This is a genomic window from Demequina sp. (genome assembly GCF_016278775.1).
Classification (GTDB): domain Bacteria; phylum Actinomycetota; class Actinomycetes; order Actinomycetales; family Demequinaceae; genus Demequina.
The window spans coordinates 23,504-36,988 of the sequence record NZ_JADQBF010000024.1; the positions used below are offsets into that span (position 1 = coordinate 23,504).

10 protein-coding genes are annotated in these 13,485 nt (G+C 65.8%); 7 read left to right on the forward strand and 3 right to left on the reverse strand.

Annotation, left to right across the window (positions count from 1 at the left end):
- The first annotated feature begins 20 nt into the window (after positions 1 to 20).
- The 3 genes from treS (at position 21) to QZZ33_RS03775 (ending at position 4,911) form a co-directional block, all read left to right on the forward strand.
- Positions 21 to 1,715, forward strand: coding sequence for a maltose alpha-D-glucosyltransferase (gene treS, locus QZZ33_RS03765; protein WP_291378303.1), 1,695 nt, complete (start codon positions 21 to 23; stop codon positions 1,713 to 1,715).
- Complete coding sequence (locus tag QZZ33_RS03770) at positions 1,712 to 3,028, forward strand: phosphotransferase (RefSeq protein ID WP_291378304.1); 1,317 nt, start codon at positions 1,712 to 1,714, stop codon at positions 3,026 to 3,028. Before treS ends, QZZ33_RS03770 begins: the two co-directional genes overlap by 4 nt.
- A 74-nt stretch (positions 3,029 to 3,102) precedes the next feature.
- Positions 3,103 to 4,911 (forward strand): AMP-dependent synthetase/ligase, encoded by a 1,809-nt coding sequence (locus tag QZZ33_RS03775; RefSeq protein WP_291378305.1) that lies wholly within the window; start codon positions 3,103 to 3,105, stop codon positions 4,909 to 4,911.
- A 3-nt stretch (positions 4,912 to 4,914) separates the two neighbouring features.
- On the opposite strand, the gene QZZ33_RS03780 is transcribed toward QZZ33_RS03775, so the two are convergent.
- The gene (locus QZZ33_RS03780) at positions 4,915 to 5,346 is read right to left on the reverse strand and encodes a PadR family transcriptional regulator (RefSeq protein WP_291378306.1); all 432 of its coding nucleotides are present in this window, start codon (positions 5,344 to 5,346) and stop codon (positions 4,915 to 4,917) included.
- A gap of 337 nt (positions 5,347 to 5,683) precedes the next feature.
- Between QZZ33_RS03780 and QZZ33_RS03785 the strand changes: the two genes are divergently transcribed.
- From QZZ33_RS03785 to QZZ33_RS03795, 3 genes are all read left to right on the forward strand, one after another.
- Entirely contained in the window at positions 5,684 to 6,277 is a 594-nt protein-coding gene (locus tag QZZ33_RS03785; RefSeq protein ID WP_291378307.1) for a GNAT family protein, read from the forward strand.
- 92 nt (positions 6,278 to 6,369) lie between these two features.
- A complete protein-coding gene (locus QZZ33_RS03790) occupies positions 6,370 to 8,844 on the forward strand; it encodes a glycogen/starch/alpha-glucan phosphorylase (protein ID WP_291378308.1) in 2,475 nt (824 codons plus the stop codon).
- 46 nt (positions 8,845 to 8,890) lie between these two features.
- The gene (locus QZZ33_RS03795; RefSeq protein WP_291378309.1) at positions 8,891 to 9,760 is read left to right on the forward strand and encodes an oxygenase MpaB family protein; all 870 of its coding nucleotides are present in this window, start codon (positions 8,891 to 8,893) and stop codon (positions 9,758 to 9,760) included.
- A 31-nt stretch (positions 9,761 to 9,791) separates the two neighbouring features.
- Here QZZ33_RS03795 and QZZ33_RS03800 read toward each other — a convergent pair whose 3' ends face one another.
- Positions 9,792 to 10,805 carry an LCP family protein gene (locus QZZ33_RS03800; RefSeq protein WP_291378310.1) on the reverse strand — a complete coding sequence of 338 codons (1,014 nt, stop codon included), beginning with the start codon at positions 10,803 to 10,805 and terminating at the stop codon, positions 9,792 to 9,794.
- A 336-nt stretch (positions 10,806 to 11,141) separates the two neighbouring features.
- On the opposite strand from QZZ33_RS03800, the gene QZZ33_RS03805 reads away from it, so the two are divergent.
- Entirely contained in the window at positions 11,142 to 12,023 is an 882-nt protein-coding gene (locus QZZ33_RS03805) for a formate/nitrite transporter family protein (protein ID WP_291378311.1), read from the forward strand.
- 12 nt (positions 12,024 to 12,035) lie between these two features.
- Here QZZ33_RS03805 and pntB read toward each other — a convergent pair whose 3' ends face one another.
- Positions 12,036 to 13,481: a Re/Si-specific NAD(P)(+) transhydrogenase subunit beta gene (pntB, locus tag QZZ33_RS03810; RefSeq protein ID WP_291378312.1), complete on the reverse strand. Its 1,446-nt coding sequence runs from the start codon at positions 13,479 to 13,481 to the stop codon at positions 12,036 to 12,038.
- Positions 13,482 to 13,485 lie beyond the last annotated feature (4 nt).

A 13,485-nucleotide genomic window follows, 5' to 3' on the forward strand; every position in this document is an offset into this window, starting at 1 on the left:
CAAGTGCATACGGTAGACGTATGAGTCACGCCGAGCAGGGCCTCGATCGCGCCGACGTTGACTGGTTCAAGTCGGCGGTGTTCTACGAGGTGCTGATCCGGTCCTTCCGCGACGCGTCCGGGGACGGAGTCGGAGATCTCCAGGGCCTCACGGAGAAGCTCGACTACCTCGAGTGGCTCGGAGTCGACTGCGTATGGCTGCCTCCGTTCTTCCCGTCACCGCTCAAGGACGGCGGTTACGACGTCGCGGACTACACCGCCGTCGCCGACGACATCGGCACCATCGAAGACTTCCAGGAATTCTTGGACTCCGCGCATGCTCGCGGCATTCGGGTCGTCATTGACGTCGTGATGAACCACACCTCCGATCAACATCCGTGGTTCCAGTCCTCTCGCAGCGATCCAGACGGGCCTTTCGGAGACTTCTACGTCTGGCACGACACGGACGAGGCCTACCAAGACGCTCGCATCATCTTTGTCGACACGGAGAGTTCGAACTGGACCTGGGACCCGGTGCGCCAGCAGTACTTCTGGCACCGCTTCTACAGCCACCAACCGGACCTGAACTTCGAAAACCCAGCGGTTCATCAAGCCATGCTCGATGCCCTCAAGTTCTGGCTCGACATCGGGGTCGACGGATTCCGGCTGGACGCCGTGCCCTACCTCTACGAGGAGGAGGGCACCAACGGCGAAAACCTTGCCCGCACGCACCAGTTCCTGAAGAAGGTCCGCAAGTACGTGGACGACAACTACCCGGGGCGGGTGTTGCTTGCCGAGGCCAATCAGTGGCCCGCGGACGTGGTCGACTACTTCGGCGATCCGGAAGTCGGCGGCGACGAATGCCACATGTGCTTCCACTTTCCCGTCATGCCGCGCATCTTCATGGGAGTGCGGCGCGAGTCTCGGTACCCCATCAGCGAGATTCTGGACCAGACTCCAGCGATCCCCGAGCATTGCCAGTGGGGCATCTTTCTGCGCAACCACGATGAACTCACCCTCGAGATGGTCACCGACGAGGATCGCGACTACATGTGGAAGGAGTACGCGACCGACCCGCGCATGAAGGCCAACATCGGCATCAGGCGGCGGCTCGCTCCCCTGCTCGATAACGACACCAACCAGATGGAGTTGTTCACGGCCCTGCTGCTCAGCCTGCCGGGATCACCGGTGCTGTACTACGGCGACGAGATCGGCATGGGTGACAACATTTGGTTGGGTGACCGTGACGGTGTGCGCACGCCGATGCAGTGGACCCCTGACCGCAACGCAGGCTTCTCGCGGGCGAATCCCGGAAGGCTGTCACTGCCTCCTGTCATGGACCCGGTCTTCGGCTTTCAGGCCATCAACGTGGAAGCGCAAGAGGCGAGCAACTCGTCGTTGTTGCAGTGGACGCGGCGGATGATTCATGTGCGCCGCCAGCACTCGGCCTTCGGCCGCGGGAGCTTCTTCGACCTTGGCGGCTCCAACCCCACGGTGTTCTCGTACCTGCGCCAAGACGGCGACGACGTCATGCTCTGTGTCAACAACCTCTCCCGCTTCCCGCAACCTGTCGAGCTTGACCTGCACCAGTTCACCGGCTCGCGCCCCGTCGAGATGCTCGGAGGCGTCGAGTTCCCTGCCATCGGGGACCTGCCCTACCTGCTGACACTCGCCGGGCACGGGTTCTACTGGTTCCGGATATCCAGGCCAGCCTTGACGGAAGGAACGCTCCCATGAGTCAGTGGATAGAACGCCCGGAACTGAGCGCCTACCTGGCGCGCCAGCGCTGGTTCGGCCAAGGCACGGACGAGGTCGCCATCACCCACGTGCGTGAGTTGGAGTGGCTGAGCGACCCCGGCGAAGGGCTGGGAGTGCGCTTCGAGCTGGTAGACGCTGGGTCGCTGTTCAACGTGCCGCTGTCCTACCGGCTGCACCCGCGTGAGGATCTCAGTTACGGCTTCATCGGCGCGGGGTCGCTGGATGGCCAGATCTTCTACGTGTACGACGCCCTGCACGACCCCGAGGCTCGCGGCATACTGCTACGCGGGTTTGCCGACGGCATCGACAGTCCAGCCGACATCTCCTACTCCCGGCTCGAGGGCTTCTCTCTCGAGATCGATACTGACAGCGTGCTGATGTCTGCGGAGCAGAGCAACACTTCTGTGATCGTGGGCGACAGCCTCGTCAAGTTCTTCCGCAAGCTGGCCCCTGGGCGCAATCCCGACATCGAGATTCAAGCGGCGCTCACCCACCTGGGTTCCGAAGAGATTCCACCACTCCAGGGCTGGATCACCAGCGGCGACATCGACCTCGCGATGATCGGGGCCTTCCAGCGGTCGGCAACCGACGGCTGGGACACGGCCAGGGCGAGCGTCCGCGCCTTGCAGGACGACGCCGTGCGCGCGCGGGAGGCCGGCGGCGACTTCGCCGGAGAGTCCGAGCGCCTGGGGCAAACGCTCGCCGTGGTGCACGAGCAGATGCGGGAGACCCTCCCCACCGCCAGTTGGGGGCCAGCGGATGTCGACGCACTTCTTGCCCGCCTGAACGGGCGCCTTGACGAGGCTGTGGCCAGGCACGACATCGTCGGAGCCTATGCGGACCGTGCGCGTGCGGCCTATGCAGCCGTCGACTCCAACACGCCCGTTCCTGTGCAACGCGTGCATGGAGACTTTCACCTGGGCCAGACCCTCCGCACCACAGCCGGGTGGATGATCATCGACTTCGAGGGCGAGCCAGCGCAACCTCTGCCGGACCGCGTCCGCCTCGACTCCGTGGCCCGAGACGTCGCCGGATTGTTGCGCTCTTTGGACTACGCGGCGCATTCCGTTGCGATCGTGCAGGGCGTGGAGGAGACCGCGTACATCGACGATTGGGTGCGGCGCAATCGGATCGCCTTCTTGCGCGGGTACGGGCATGAGGCATCCGACGCGGCTCTCGCGCTGCTCCACGCCTACGAAATCGACAAGACGCTCTACGAGGTGGTCTACGAGTCGAACTACCGTCCGGACTGGGTGCAGATCCCGCTGGGCGCTCTCAACCGCCTGCTCTGACGCGCCTCACATCGGGGCCTGTCGCGACAGGGACCACGGTCCCAGCGCGCGCCACGACGCTCACTAAAATGCGAATGGTGGAGACGTCAACGAAGACAGAGTTCGGTATCCCTGCGCTAGTGACGGTCGGAGACCACGTCTCCACCACGGCGCTCATGCGCGAGAAGGCAACCGAGCATCCCGGCAGGCTGTATTGCGAGTACAAGTCCCCCACTGGGGCGTGGATTCCGGTGACGCTCAGCGAGTTCGCGGATCAGGTCACCGCCGTCGCCAAGGGGCTCGCCTCCTCTGGCGTCGCGCCGGGTGCAAGCGTGGGGCTGATGGCGTCGACCCGCTTCGAGTGGGCGCTGTTCGATTTCGCCATCATGGCGGCAGGCGGCATCACCGTGCCGATCTATCCCAGTTCGTCGGCGTCTCAAGTCGCGTGGATCGCCGAGGACGCGGCGCTCACGCTCCTCATCGTGGAGAGCCCCGCGTCAGCCAAGATCGCTCCTGGCTCGCTCAAGGTACTGGCCATCGAGGGCGATTCGCCCGCCGTCGACATTCTCGTCTCGGCCGGGGAGCAGATGTCAGACGAGGAGCTCGTGGCCCGCACCGCTGGCGTCGCCCCAGACGAGGTCGCCTCCATCGTGTACACGTCCGGCACCACGGGCAACCCGAAGGGGGTCGAGCTCACGCACCGCAACCTGGTAGAGCACGCCCTCAATGCCACCGCGTACCCGGAACTGCAGAAGCTCACGTCCCCTGAGCAGCGCATCTTGCTGTTCTTGCCCTTGGCGCACGTGCTGGCGCGCCACCTTGAGATCCTCACCATGGCGTCGGGAATGACGCTCGGCTTTGCCCCGTCGCCAGCGACCCTCCCCGCGGACCTCAAGTCCTTCAAGCCTCACTGGATGCTCGCGGTTCCCCGCGTGCTCGAGGCGTTCTACAACACGGCCGACGCTCGCACCGGAGGTGGGATCAAACAGCGGTTGTTCAGGTGGTCGGCAGGCGTGTCGCGGCGCGCGTCCGCGCGGAGGCAAAGTGGCCGACTCGGCCCTATCCTGGCGCTCCAGCTGCGTGTGGCCGATTCGCTCGTGCTGCACAAGGTGCGGGCGGCGATGGGCGGCGAGATGCAGTACGTCGTGTCTGGCGGCGCGCGCCTATCCCCCGCCCTGGCTCACTTCTATGCGGGCCTGGGCGTCACGGTGTTGGAGGGGTACGGACTCACCGAGTCCTCCGCTCCGGCCACGTGCAACCCTCAAGACGCTCCGCGTGTGGGCACAGTGGGACTGCCGCTCCCCGGTTGCACCGTGCGCATCGCGGATGACGGCGAGGTGCTCATCAAGGGGCCCAACGTGTTCGCCGGGTACCACCACCGCGCGGACCTCACGGCGGAGGTGCTGCGGGACGGCTGGTTCGCCACTGGCGACCTCGGCAGCCTTGACGCGGACGGCTACCTCACGATCACGGGCCGCAAGAAGGAGATCATCGTCACCGACGCTGGCAAGAATGTGCAGCCCGCGGCGCTCGAGGATGCGATCAGGCCGGATCCGATCATCCAAGAAGTGATCGTCGTGGGCGACGGCAAGCCCTTCATTGGCGCCTTGATCGCGCTCGATACTCAGATGCTGGCGGCGTGGCTCAATTCTCACGGCCTGCCAAAGATGACCATCGCGGAGGCAGCCGAGCACCCCGACGTCAAGGCCCACCTCAAGTCCGTGGTCGACGCGGCAAACGCGCACGTCTCGAAGGTGGAAGCAATCCGCAAGTGGCGGGTGCTTCCAAGGGAGCTGACCGAGGCAGAGGGCGAGTTCTCCGCGTCCATGAAGGTGCGACGCAGGGTGGTGTTGGAACACTTCGCCGACGTCGCGGACCAGATCTACGCGAGCGCGCGCCGGTAGGCGCTAGGCGTCGTCTCCGGCTAGCAGGCCGTACATCGCCTTGCGCGCGTCTGACAGGATCTGAACCGCCTTGGCGCCCGCACCGTCAGTGCCCTGATGGCGGGCGACGTGCATGGCCGCGTCTCTCAGCGCCGCCAACTCAGCCCTGATCTGGCCCGCGGACCCCTCTGGCGACGGCTCGCTAGCGAAGACCGCAGCGGCGGCCTCTGTATGCCCGGCGACCCATTCCACGCCTTCTTCCGTGAGAGAGGCGGTCTTGCGTCCGTCAACGGTGTCGATCGTGATGAGTCCCTCGTCTTCAAGCGACTGAAGCGTCGGGTAGATGGACCCGGGGCTGGGGGTCCACTCCCCGTTGCTGCGATCCTCGATGGCCCTGATGAGGTCGTAGCCGTGGCGCGGCTGTTCGGCGAGCAGCACCAGCACGGCGGCGCGCACGTCGCCCCGAGGACGGCCTCCTCGCGATCCGGCGCCTCGCCTGCCACTACCGGGCCCACGCCCTCGGCCCCCGCCACGAGGGCCACGGCCGCCGTGACGCCCCAACTCGTCCCCCTCGCCGAAACCCGAGTGCCTGTTCATGGGGCCTGCCAGGGCCTCCCCGCGATGGCCTCGCGGTCCGAACTTCTTGTGTGAGTGCCTCACGATGTGTCCCTTCTCTCCGATGACACACTCACGATATATCGTGATGCAACGGCAGTCAACTGGAGCACCCTTCACCGGGCGCCCGATCACCTGCGATCGCCCTGGCGAAGGCATCGGGCCCTAGAGTCTGGGCATGGAATTCGCACACATCCCGCTTCTCGAGAACTCTGTGGTGCGCCTGGAGCCTCTCACCCAGCGGCACCACGACGATCTGTGCGCGGCCGTCTCCGTCGACGCCCTCTGGAAGACCTGGTACGCCTCTGTACCTTCGCCAGAACAGATGGCGGCCGAGATCGACAGGCGACTCGCGTTGCACCGCGAGGAGGCGATGGCGCCATGGGCAATCGTGCCGCAGGCCTCTGGGCGCGCCGCTGGAATGACGACGTTCATGGGCCTCGACCCGGCGAACCGCCGGCTCGAGATTGGTAGCACCTGGTTGGGCGTGCAGGCACAGAGAACAGGCATTAACGCCGCGGCCAAATTGCTGCTCCTCTCGCGCGCCTTCGAGGACTTGGACTGCGTCGCAGTGGAACTGCGCACTCATTGGCACAATCACGCGTCGCGCGCCGCCATCGCGCGGCTGGGCGCCAAGCAGGACGGGGTCCTCAGGAACCACATGGTGTGGCGAGACGGCACGCTTCGCGACACCGTCGTCTTCTCCATCCTGCACACCGAATGGCCCTCGGTGCGGCGCGACCTGATGGCACGCGTGGGACCCGTCGAATAGTCGCGCGCGTCGTCCCAGGCACATGGGCGAACCCCAATCAGCGGGCCCAAGGTGTGAACTCACGTGCCTCCAGAGCGGCTAAGTTCTTGCGTGTGAACAACACCCCTCCCCCTGTCTCCGCCCGCCTCCACACCGTCGAGAGCTTCTCCCGCGAGTTCTTGCGGGAACTCAATTTTGGTCAAGGAGTTGACCTCGACCGCGCCTCCGTCAACGACAAGTACCTGGCGCTGTCCCGCACGGTCCGCCACTACCTGACGACGCAGTGGCTCGAGACCTTGCGCAATCAGTACAGGGACCAAGCCAAGGTGGTCGCCTACCTCTCGGCCGAGTACCTTCTAGGCCCCCAACTCGAGAACAGCATGCTGGCGGCCGACCTCGAGGACATCGCGTCCAAGGCGCTCGCCGATCTGGGAGTCAGCCTCGACGAACTGAGGGGCATGGAGATCGAGCCGGGCCTTGGCAACGGCGGACTGGGACGCCTCGCAGCGTGCTTCATCGACTCGCTCGCCACTTTGGACGTTCCCTCGATCGGCTACGGCATTCGCTACGAGTACGGAATCTTCCGCCAGACCTTCGAGGGAGGTCGCCAAGTGGAGCGCGCCGATCACTGGCTGCGCCTGGGGTCGCCCTGGGAACTGCCTCACCCAGAAAACGCGGTCGAGGTGAACTTTGGAGGCACCACCGGGCCCGCGGCAGCTGGCCCTGACGGCGCTCGCACCTGGACGCCCGACTGGACCGTCACGGCCGTCCCGTACAACTACATGGTGCCCGGCTACCGCAACGGGCGCGTCAACACGTTGCGGCTGTGGAGCGCACGCGCCACCCGCGAGTTCGATCTCCAGACGTTCAACTCCGGAGATTACGTTGCGGCGGTGCGCGCTCGCACCTTCGCGGAGAACATCTCCAAGGTGCTCTACCCGGAGGACTCGACCCCGCAAGGCAAGGAGTTGCGACTCCAGCAGCAGTACTTCTTTGTGGCCGCTTCGCTTCGGGACTTCCTCGAGAACGTGCTGCCAGCAGACTTCGACCTGAAGCGCCTGCCCGACCGCATCACGTGGCAACTCAACGACACCCACCCAGTGATCGCGGTGCCAGAGATGATGCGCCTGCTTGTCGACGAGCGCGGCTGGGAATGGGCCGACGCGTGGGCCGTGTGCCAGAAGATCTTCGCCTACACGTGCCACACCCTGCTGCCGGAGGCTCTCGAGGTCTGGCCGGTCGACTTGTTGGGCAAGCTACTCCCCCGCCACCTGGAGATCATCTACCGCATCAACGACGAGTTCCTCGAGGATGTCGAAGATCGCTTCCCCGGCGACGCCCTGCGCATGCACCGCATGTCCATCATCGCCGAGCAGCCGGTGCGGGCCGTGCGTATGGCCCACCTCGCGACCGTGGCTGGCCTCAAGGTCAACGGCGTGGCCGAACTCCACTCGGAGTTGCTCGCCGAGAAGGTGCTCTACGACTTTGCTCAGATGTGGCCGGAGAAGTTCACGAACGTCACCAATGGCGTGACGCCGCGACGCTTCATTCGCCTATCCAACCCACGCCTGTCAACCCTCATCACCGAGGCCATCGGCGACGGCTGGATCACGGACTTGGAACGCCTGCGCGAATTGGAGCCGCTGGCCGACGATGCGGAGTTCAGACTGCGCTTCCGCGAAGTCAAGGCGGCCAACAAGAGGCACTTTGCAGACGTCCTCGCTGCCAGGGACGGCATTGAGATCGCGGGCGACGCCATGGTCGACGCGATGGTCAAGCGCCTCCACGAGTACAAGCGCCAGAGCCTCAAGCTGCTGCACATTGTGTCGCTGTACGAGGGGATTCAGTCGGGCCGCATTCCGCTCGATTCCGTCACGCCGCGCACCTTCGTGTTTGGCGCGAAGGCAGCGCCCGGCTACGTGCGAGCCAAGGAGACCATCGAGCTCATCAACGCCGTGGGGCGCACCATCAACGCCGACGCCTCGTTGAAGGGCCGCCTCAAAGTCGCCTTCCCCGCAAACTACAACGTCACCTTGGCCGAGAGGCTTATCCCGGCGTCCGACCTGTCTGAGCAGATCTCGCTCGCTGGCAAGGAGGCCTCCGGCACCGGCAACATGAAGTTCGCGCTCAACGGCGCGCTCACGGTCGGGACGGACGACGGCGCCAACGTCGAGATTCGGCAACTCGTGGGAGACGAGAACTTCTTCCTCTTCGGCATGAGCGAGCCGGAGGCGGCAGCGCTCCAGTCGAGCGGCTACAACCCAGGTAGCTACTACGAGTCCGACCCCGACCTCAAGGCAGCCCTTGACCTGATTGCCTCTGGCGCGTTCACCGAGGGTCATCGCGGGGGCGCGGTGGCTTCGATGTTCGCCTCCCTCACGGAACGCGACCGCTTCATGGCCCTCGCCGACTTCCGCGCGTACATGGACGCGCAGTCCCGCGTCGAGTCTGCGTACCTCGACCACGAGGCGTGGAGCCGCTCTGCGGTGCTGAACGTGGCCAGATCGGGCTTCTTCAGTTCCGACAGGTCCATCCGGGACTACCTCGACCGCATTTGGGGTGCGCGGCCGATCCGCCAGAGCTCTTGAGTCCGCACGGTACGGTCACTGCGCGGTCCGGGGTGATACTGGACAGATGACTACCAACCCCATTACTCGCACACGTGCGCGGGTTGGCGAGGCGCTGTTCGCCAGGGTTGCTGGCAAGGACGGCCACGCCGCGCGCGAGCGCGTGCACGGCACCCCTGGACCACGCTGGTTTCCTCAAGGCAGCGCCATCCGGCGAGTGCACGGCGACGCCTCCATGTGGGTCGGCGGCTTGCGCGCGTTGTTGCTGCAGTCGCTTCACCCGTTGGCCATGGCTGGCGTCGCGGGCCACTCGGGCTATCGGGGTGACCCCTGGGGCCGCCTCGAGCGCACCTCGACCTTTCTGGCCACGACGACGTTCGGCGCGGCGGACGACGCGCAGGCCATGGTCGACCGCATCCGTGCGGTCCACGACAGGGTGCGAGGGAAGGCGCCAGATGGTCGCCCCTACAACGCGAGCGACCCTCACCTGCTCTTGTGGGTCCATGTGGCGGAGGCGGACTCCTTTCTCACCGCTCACCAGCGCTACGGTGCGGAGCCTCTGAGCGCGCAGCGGGCGGATGAGTACGTGGCCCAAACGGCGCGCGTCGCCGTCGCGCTCGGTGCCACGGGCGTGCCCACCACCGTCGCTGACCTCGCTGAGTGCCTCGAGTCGTATCGGCCGGAGCTTGTCGCCACTCCGGCCGCGCTGGACACCGCGAAGTTTCTGCTTCACGAGCCGCCGTTGCCCGCGGCCGCGAAGGTGCCCTTTTCGCTCATGGCGGCAGGGGCCGTCGCGCTCCTGCCCGAGTGGGCTCGCGAGCAACTGGAACTCGGAGGCGGCGCCAACCGCACCATCGGCCCTATTGGTGCCGCGCTGGCGACAAGAGCCATCCGCTGGGGGCTGAGCGCCTCTCTGCCCGACTACCCCACGCTGTGATCCGCGAAGGCCTCGCCACCTGACGTCTGCGCTAGGAGATCCCGCCGACCTGTGTACCAGGGGCGTATCCGCCGTCCGCGATGGTGCGCCAGAACTCGCCGATGGTGTCGGGGTCGAGCAGCACGGTGGATCCCACGCCTTCTACCCGGTGGTTGATGCTCGCGATCGGGGGGGTTCCGGTCACGGCGTCCGGTCCGCGCGCGTCATTCACCACCATGGCCATTCTCACCAGATCGAACGCCCCCGTGCCGTCGTTCACGCGGAAGGAGTCGAGCCCTGCTGACGCAACGGGAACCAGCTTGGTGGGGTTGAGCAGCGTGGACGGCGACATCACGCCGTCGGCCACGGCCGACACGACCTGCTGCTGACGAGCCGTGCGACCGATATCGCCGAGTGGGTCCGCGTAGCGCATGCGGGAGAAGGCGAGGGCGGTAGAGCCGTTCGCCTGATGACAGCCGGCCTCCCACACGAGCGTGCTGTACGGATCGTTGACGTCTGCGTCGTAACACAACTCGACTCCGCCCACCGCGTCGACCATGCCGGTGACGCCGAGGAAGCCGACCTCGACGTAGCGATCGATCGTGAGGCCGGACAGGTTCTCCACCGTCTGCACCAGGAGTTGCGGGCCACCATAGGCGAAGGCCGCATTGATCTTGTTGCCGCCGTAGCCGGGAATCTCCACATACGAGTCGCGCGGGATGCTGATGAGCGCTGTCGGCCCGCTCTCGGGCTGGTGGATCAGCATGATCGTGTCTGTACGTGCCCCCACCGTGCCGTCGTCCCCCCACCCCTCGCGGGAGTCGGAACCCACGATGAGGTACGTCTGTCCTGGCGTGCCAGGGACACCGCTGAGCGCGTCGACGTGGGTGATCCTTCCCTCGACCCACCACCAGAACGCAGCCAGTACGAGGATCACCACAGATAGCAGGGCCAGCAGTGCGTTGCGGATGCGGTGGCGCTTGCGCGGCGCCTGGCGACGCACCTGCTGGGTGCGCCCAGCGCCGCCTGCACCGCCGCGGGTGCCACCGGTCCCGCGTGTACCCACGTTCGCGCCGCCGTTTCCACCTTCGCGGCGCGGCTGTGGACCGGAGCGCGGGCTCCCAGGTTGGGTGCGCTGAGGGCGCTCAGAGGCGGGACCCTGACGCTCCCGCATCGGGGCGCGGCGCGGAGCGGCAGCTGGCGCCGCGGGTCGTTCGCGCGGCGGAATCGATGGCGGCATCGGACGTTGCTGCCCAGACGGCCGGCGCGGCTCTTGGGGGCGGCCACCGCCGCCGGGATTGCTCACCATGCGAGGTTATCCCCCACAAGCCCAGGGGTGACGCCAGCACGCCGACGCGGAGGAATCGAGACGGGCGTGCGCGCACGTGAGTACCGTGGTGTCATGACCGATCAGAACGCGTTGTTCCCTGGCAAGCACTTCATCTCGACAGTGATCGACGCTCTTGACACCAAGTCCACCATGAGCGGCGGACTGGCGCGTGTGTACCTCATGAGGGCTGGCATGGCCGGAGTCATCATCGGCGTCATGTACCTCACCTATTACGCGGTGCTGAGCGCGTTCAGCGAGGCGGGGGGCGACGCCTGGTCCGGCATCGGCCGCATGGTTGGCGGGCTTGTCTTCGGTGTGGCATTGGTGTTCATCCACTACAGCCGTTCCGAACTCCTCACTTCCAACATGATGATCGTGTCGATCGGCGGCTACTACCGTCGCACCACGCCGTGGCGAGCACTGCGCATTCTGGTGCTGTGCTACGCCGGCAACATCATCGGCGGCCTGGCCGTCGCGCTCCTGGTGTTCGGATCCACGCTCGGTGACGGCTCCGTCGGGGCACAAATGGAGGCGGGGGTCGACCACAAGTTGGAGTACGTTGCGGGCGGCGTGGCCGGGTGGTCCGACCTGTTCGTGCGCGCGGTCTTCTGCAACTTCATGATCAACCTGGCGATCCTGCTGGTCTACAACGGCCGCATCAACGACGACGTCACCAAGTCCTTCGTGATGATCATGAGCGTGTTCGTCTTCGCGTTCGTGGGCTTCGAGCACTCGGTCGCGAACTCGGTGCTGTTCGGCATCGTCGGATTTCAGGGCGGCATCGACCTCGGCGCCGCGCTCGCGCAGATCGGCATCGTGTTGCTGGGCAACTTCGTGGGCGGCGGCGTACTGATTGGCCTGTACTACGCGTACGCCAACGACGACCGCAAGTACCAGCGGCGCCTCACAGAACGCGAGCGTACGGCCGGTGGCGCTACGGAGGACACTCCGTAGCCGCCGACGTGGTCAGACCTTCTGACCCACCGGCAGCGCCGCCACGATCGCCTCAACCTGAGTCTTGGCGTCTCCAAACAGCATGTCCGTGTTCTCCTTGAAGAACAGCGGGTTCTGCACGCCTGCGTAGCCTGTGGCCATGGACCGTTTGAAGACGATCACCTGACGTGCGTTCCACACCTCAAGCACCGGCATTCCCGCGATGGGCGACGTCGGGTCGTCATTGGCCGCAGGGTTCACAGTGTCGTTCGCACCGATCACGAGCACCACGTCTGTGCCAGCAAAGTCGTCGTTGATCTCGTCCATTTCCAGGACGATGTCGTAAGGCACCTTCGCCTCGGCCAGCAGCACGTTCATGTGGCCAGGGAGGCGACCAGCGACCGGGTGGACGCCAAACCGCACGGTGATGCCGCGCGCCCTCAGGCGTTGGGTGAGTTCCGCCACGGGGTACTGGGCCTTCGCGACGGCCATGCCGTAGCCAGGGGTGATGATGACCGACTTGGCGGTGGCGAGTGCCTCGGCCGCGCCGTCGACGGTGATCTCGGTGTACTCGCCTTCCGGCCCATCCGCCCCTGGTGCCGGGGCGGTGCCGTCGGAGCCGAAGCCTCCCAGGATCACCGAGATGAACGAACGGTTCATGGCGCGGCACATGATGTAGCTGAGGATGGCACCGGAGGACCCGACGAGTGCACCCGTGATCAGCAGCAGGTTGTTGCCGAGCAGGAAGCCAGCGGCTGCGGCCGCCCAGCCGGAGTAGCTGTTGAGCATCGACACCACAACCGGCATGTCGCCGCCGCCGATCGCGGCCACCATGTGCCAGCCGAGGGCGAAGCCGATGACGGTCATCGCGACAACCAACACGACGCCGAGAGTCTGGTTCTCCTCGCCGACAGCCACCAGCCAGAACATCAGGGCCAGGAACACGACGAACGCGCCGATGTTGAGGGCATTGCGGCCGGGAAGCACCAACGGCGCAGAACTCATCTTGGCCGAGAGCTTGAGGTACGCGACCACCGAACCGGTGAACGTGTAGGCGCCGATCAGCACGCCCAACGCCACCTCGACGAGGTGCACCGCGCCTCCCCCGTGGTCGGCGATGTAGGAGTTGATGCCCACCAGCACGGCTGCGAGACCCACAAAGGAGTGGAAGGCCGCGATGAGTTCCGGCATCTGCGTCATTTCGACGCGGCGCGCGATGGGCGTGCCCACGGCAGCTCCGATCGCCAACACGGCAACGATGAGCACGGCAGTGAGCCACACGGGCTGGCGGTCGTCAGGGAACTCGGCTGACTGGTAGATCGAGTATCCGACGGTGGCCAGCAGGGCGAGTCCCATTCCGATGATGCCGACGATGTTGCCGCCGCGCGCAGTGGTCTGCTTTGACAGTCCGGCGAGCGACAGGATGAACATGATGCCTGCCACGATGTACAGGCCTTGAATCAGTCCGATGATCGTCACGGTG

Bases quoted from the DNA above. Each gene is read 5' to 3' on its own strand.
- treS (WP_291378303.1), top strand. From the start codon at position 21: ATGAGTCACGCCGAGCAGGGCCTCGATCGCGCCGACGTTGACTGGTTC.
- QZZ33_RS03770 (WP_291378304.1), top strand. From the start codon at position 1,712: ATGAGTCAGTGGATAGAACGCCCGGAACTGAGCGCCTACCTGGCGCGC.
- QZZ33_RS03775 (WP_291378305.1), top strand. From the start codon at position 3,103: ATGGTGGAGACGTCAACGAAGACAGAGTTCGGTATCCCTGCGCTAGTG.
- QZZ33_RS03785 (WP_291378307.1), top strand. From the start codon at position 5,684: ATGGAATTCGCACACATCCCGCTTCTCGAGAACTCTGTGGTGCGCCTG.
- QZZ33_RS03795 (WP_291378309.1), top strand. From the start codon at position 8,891: ATGACTACCAACCCCATTACTCGCACACGTGCGCGGGTTGGCGAGGCG.
- QZZ33_RS03805 (WP_291378311.1), top strand. From the start codon at position 11,142: ATGACCGATCAGAACGCGTTGTTCCCTGGCAAGCACTTCATCTCGACA.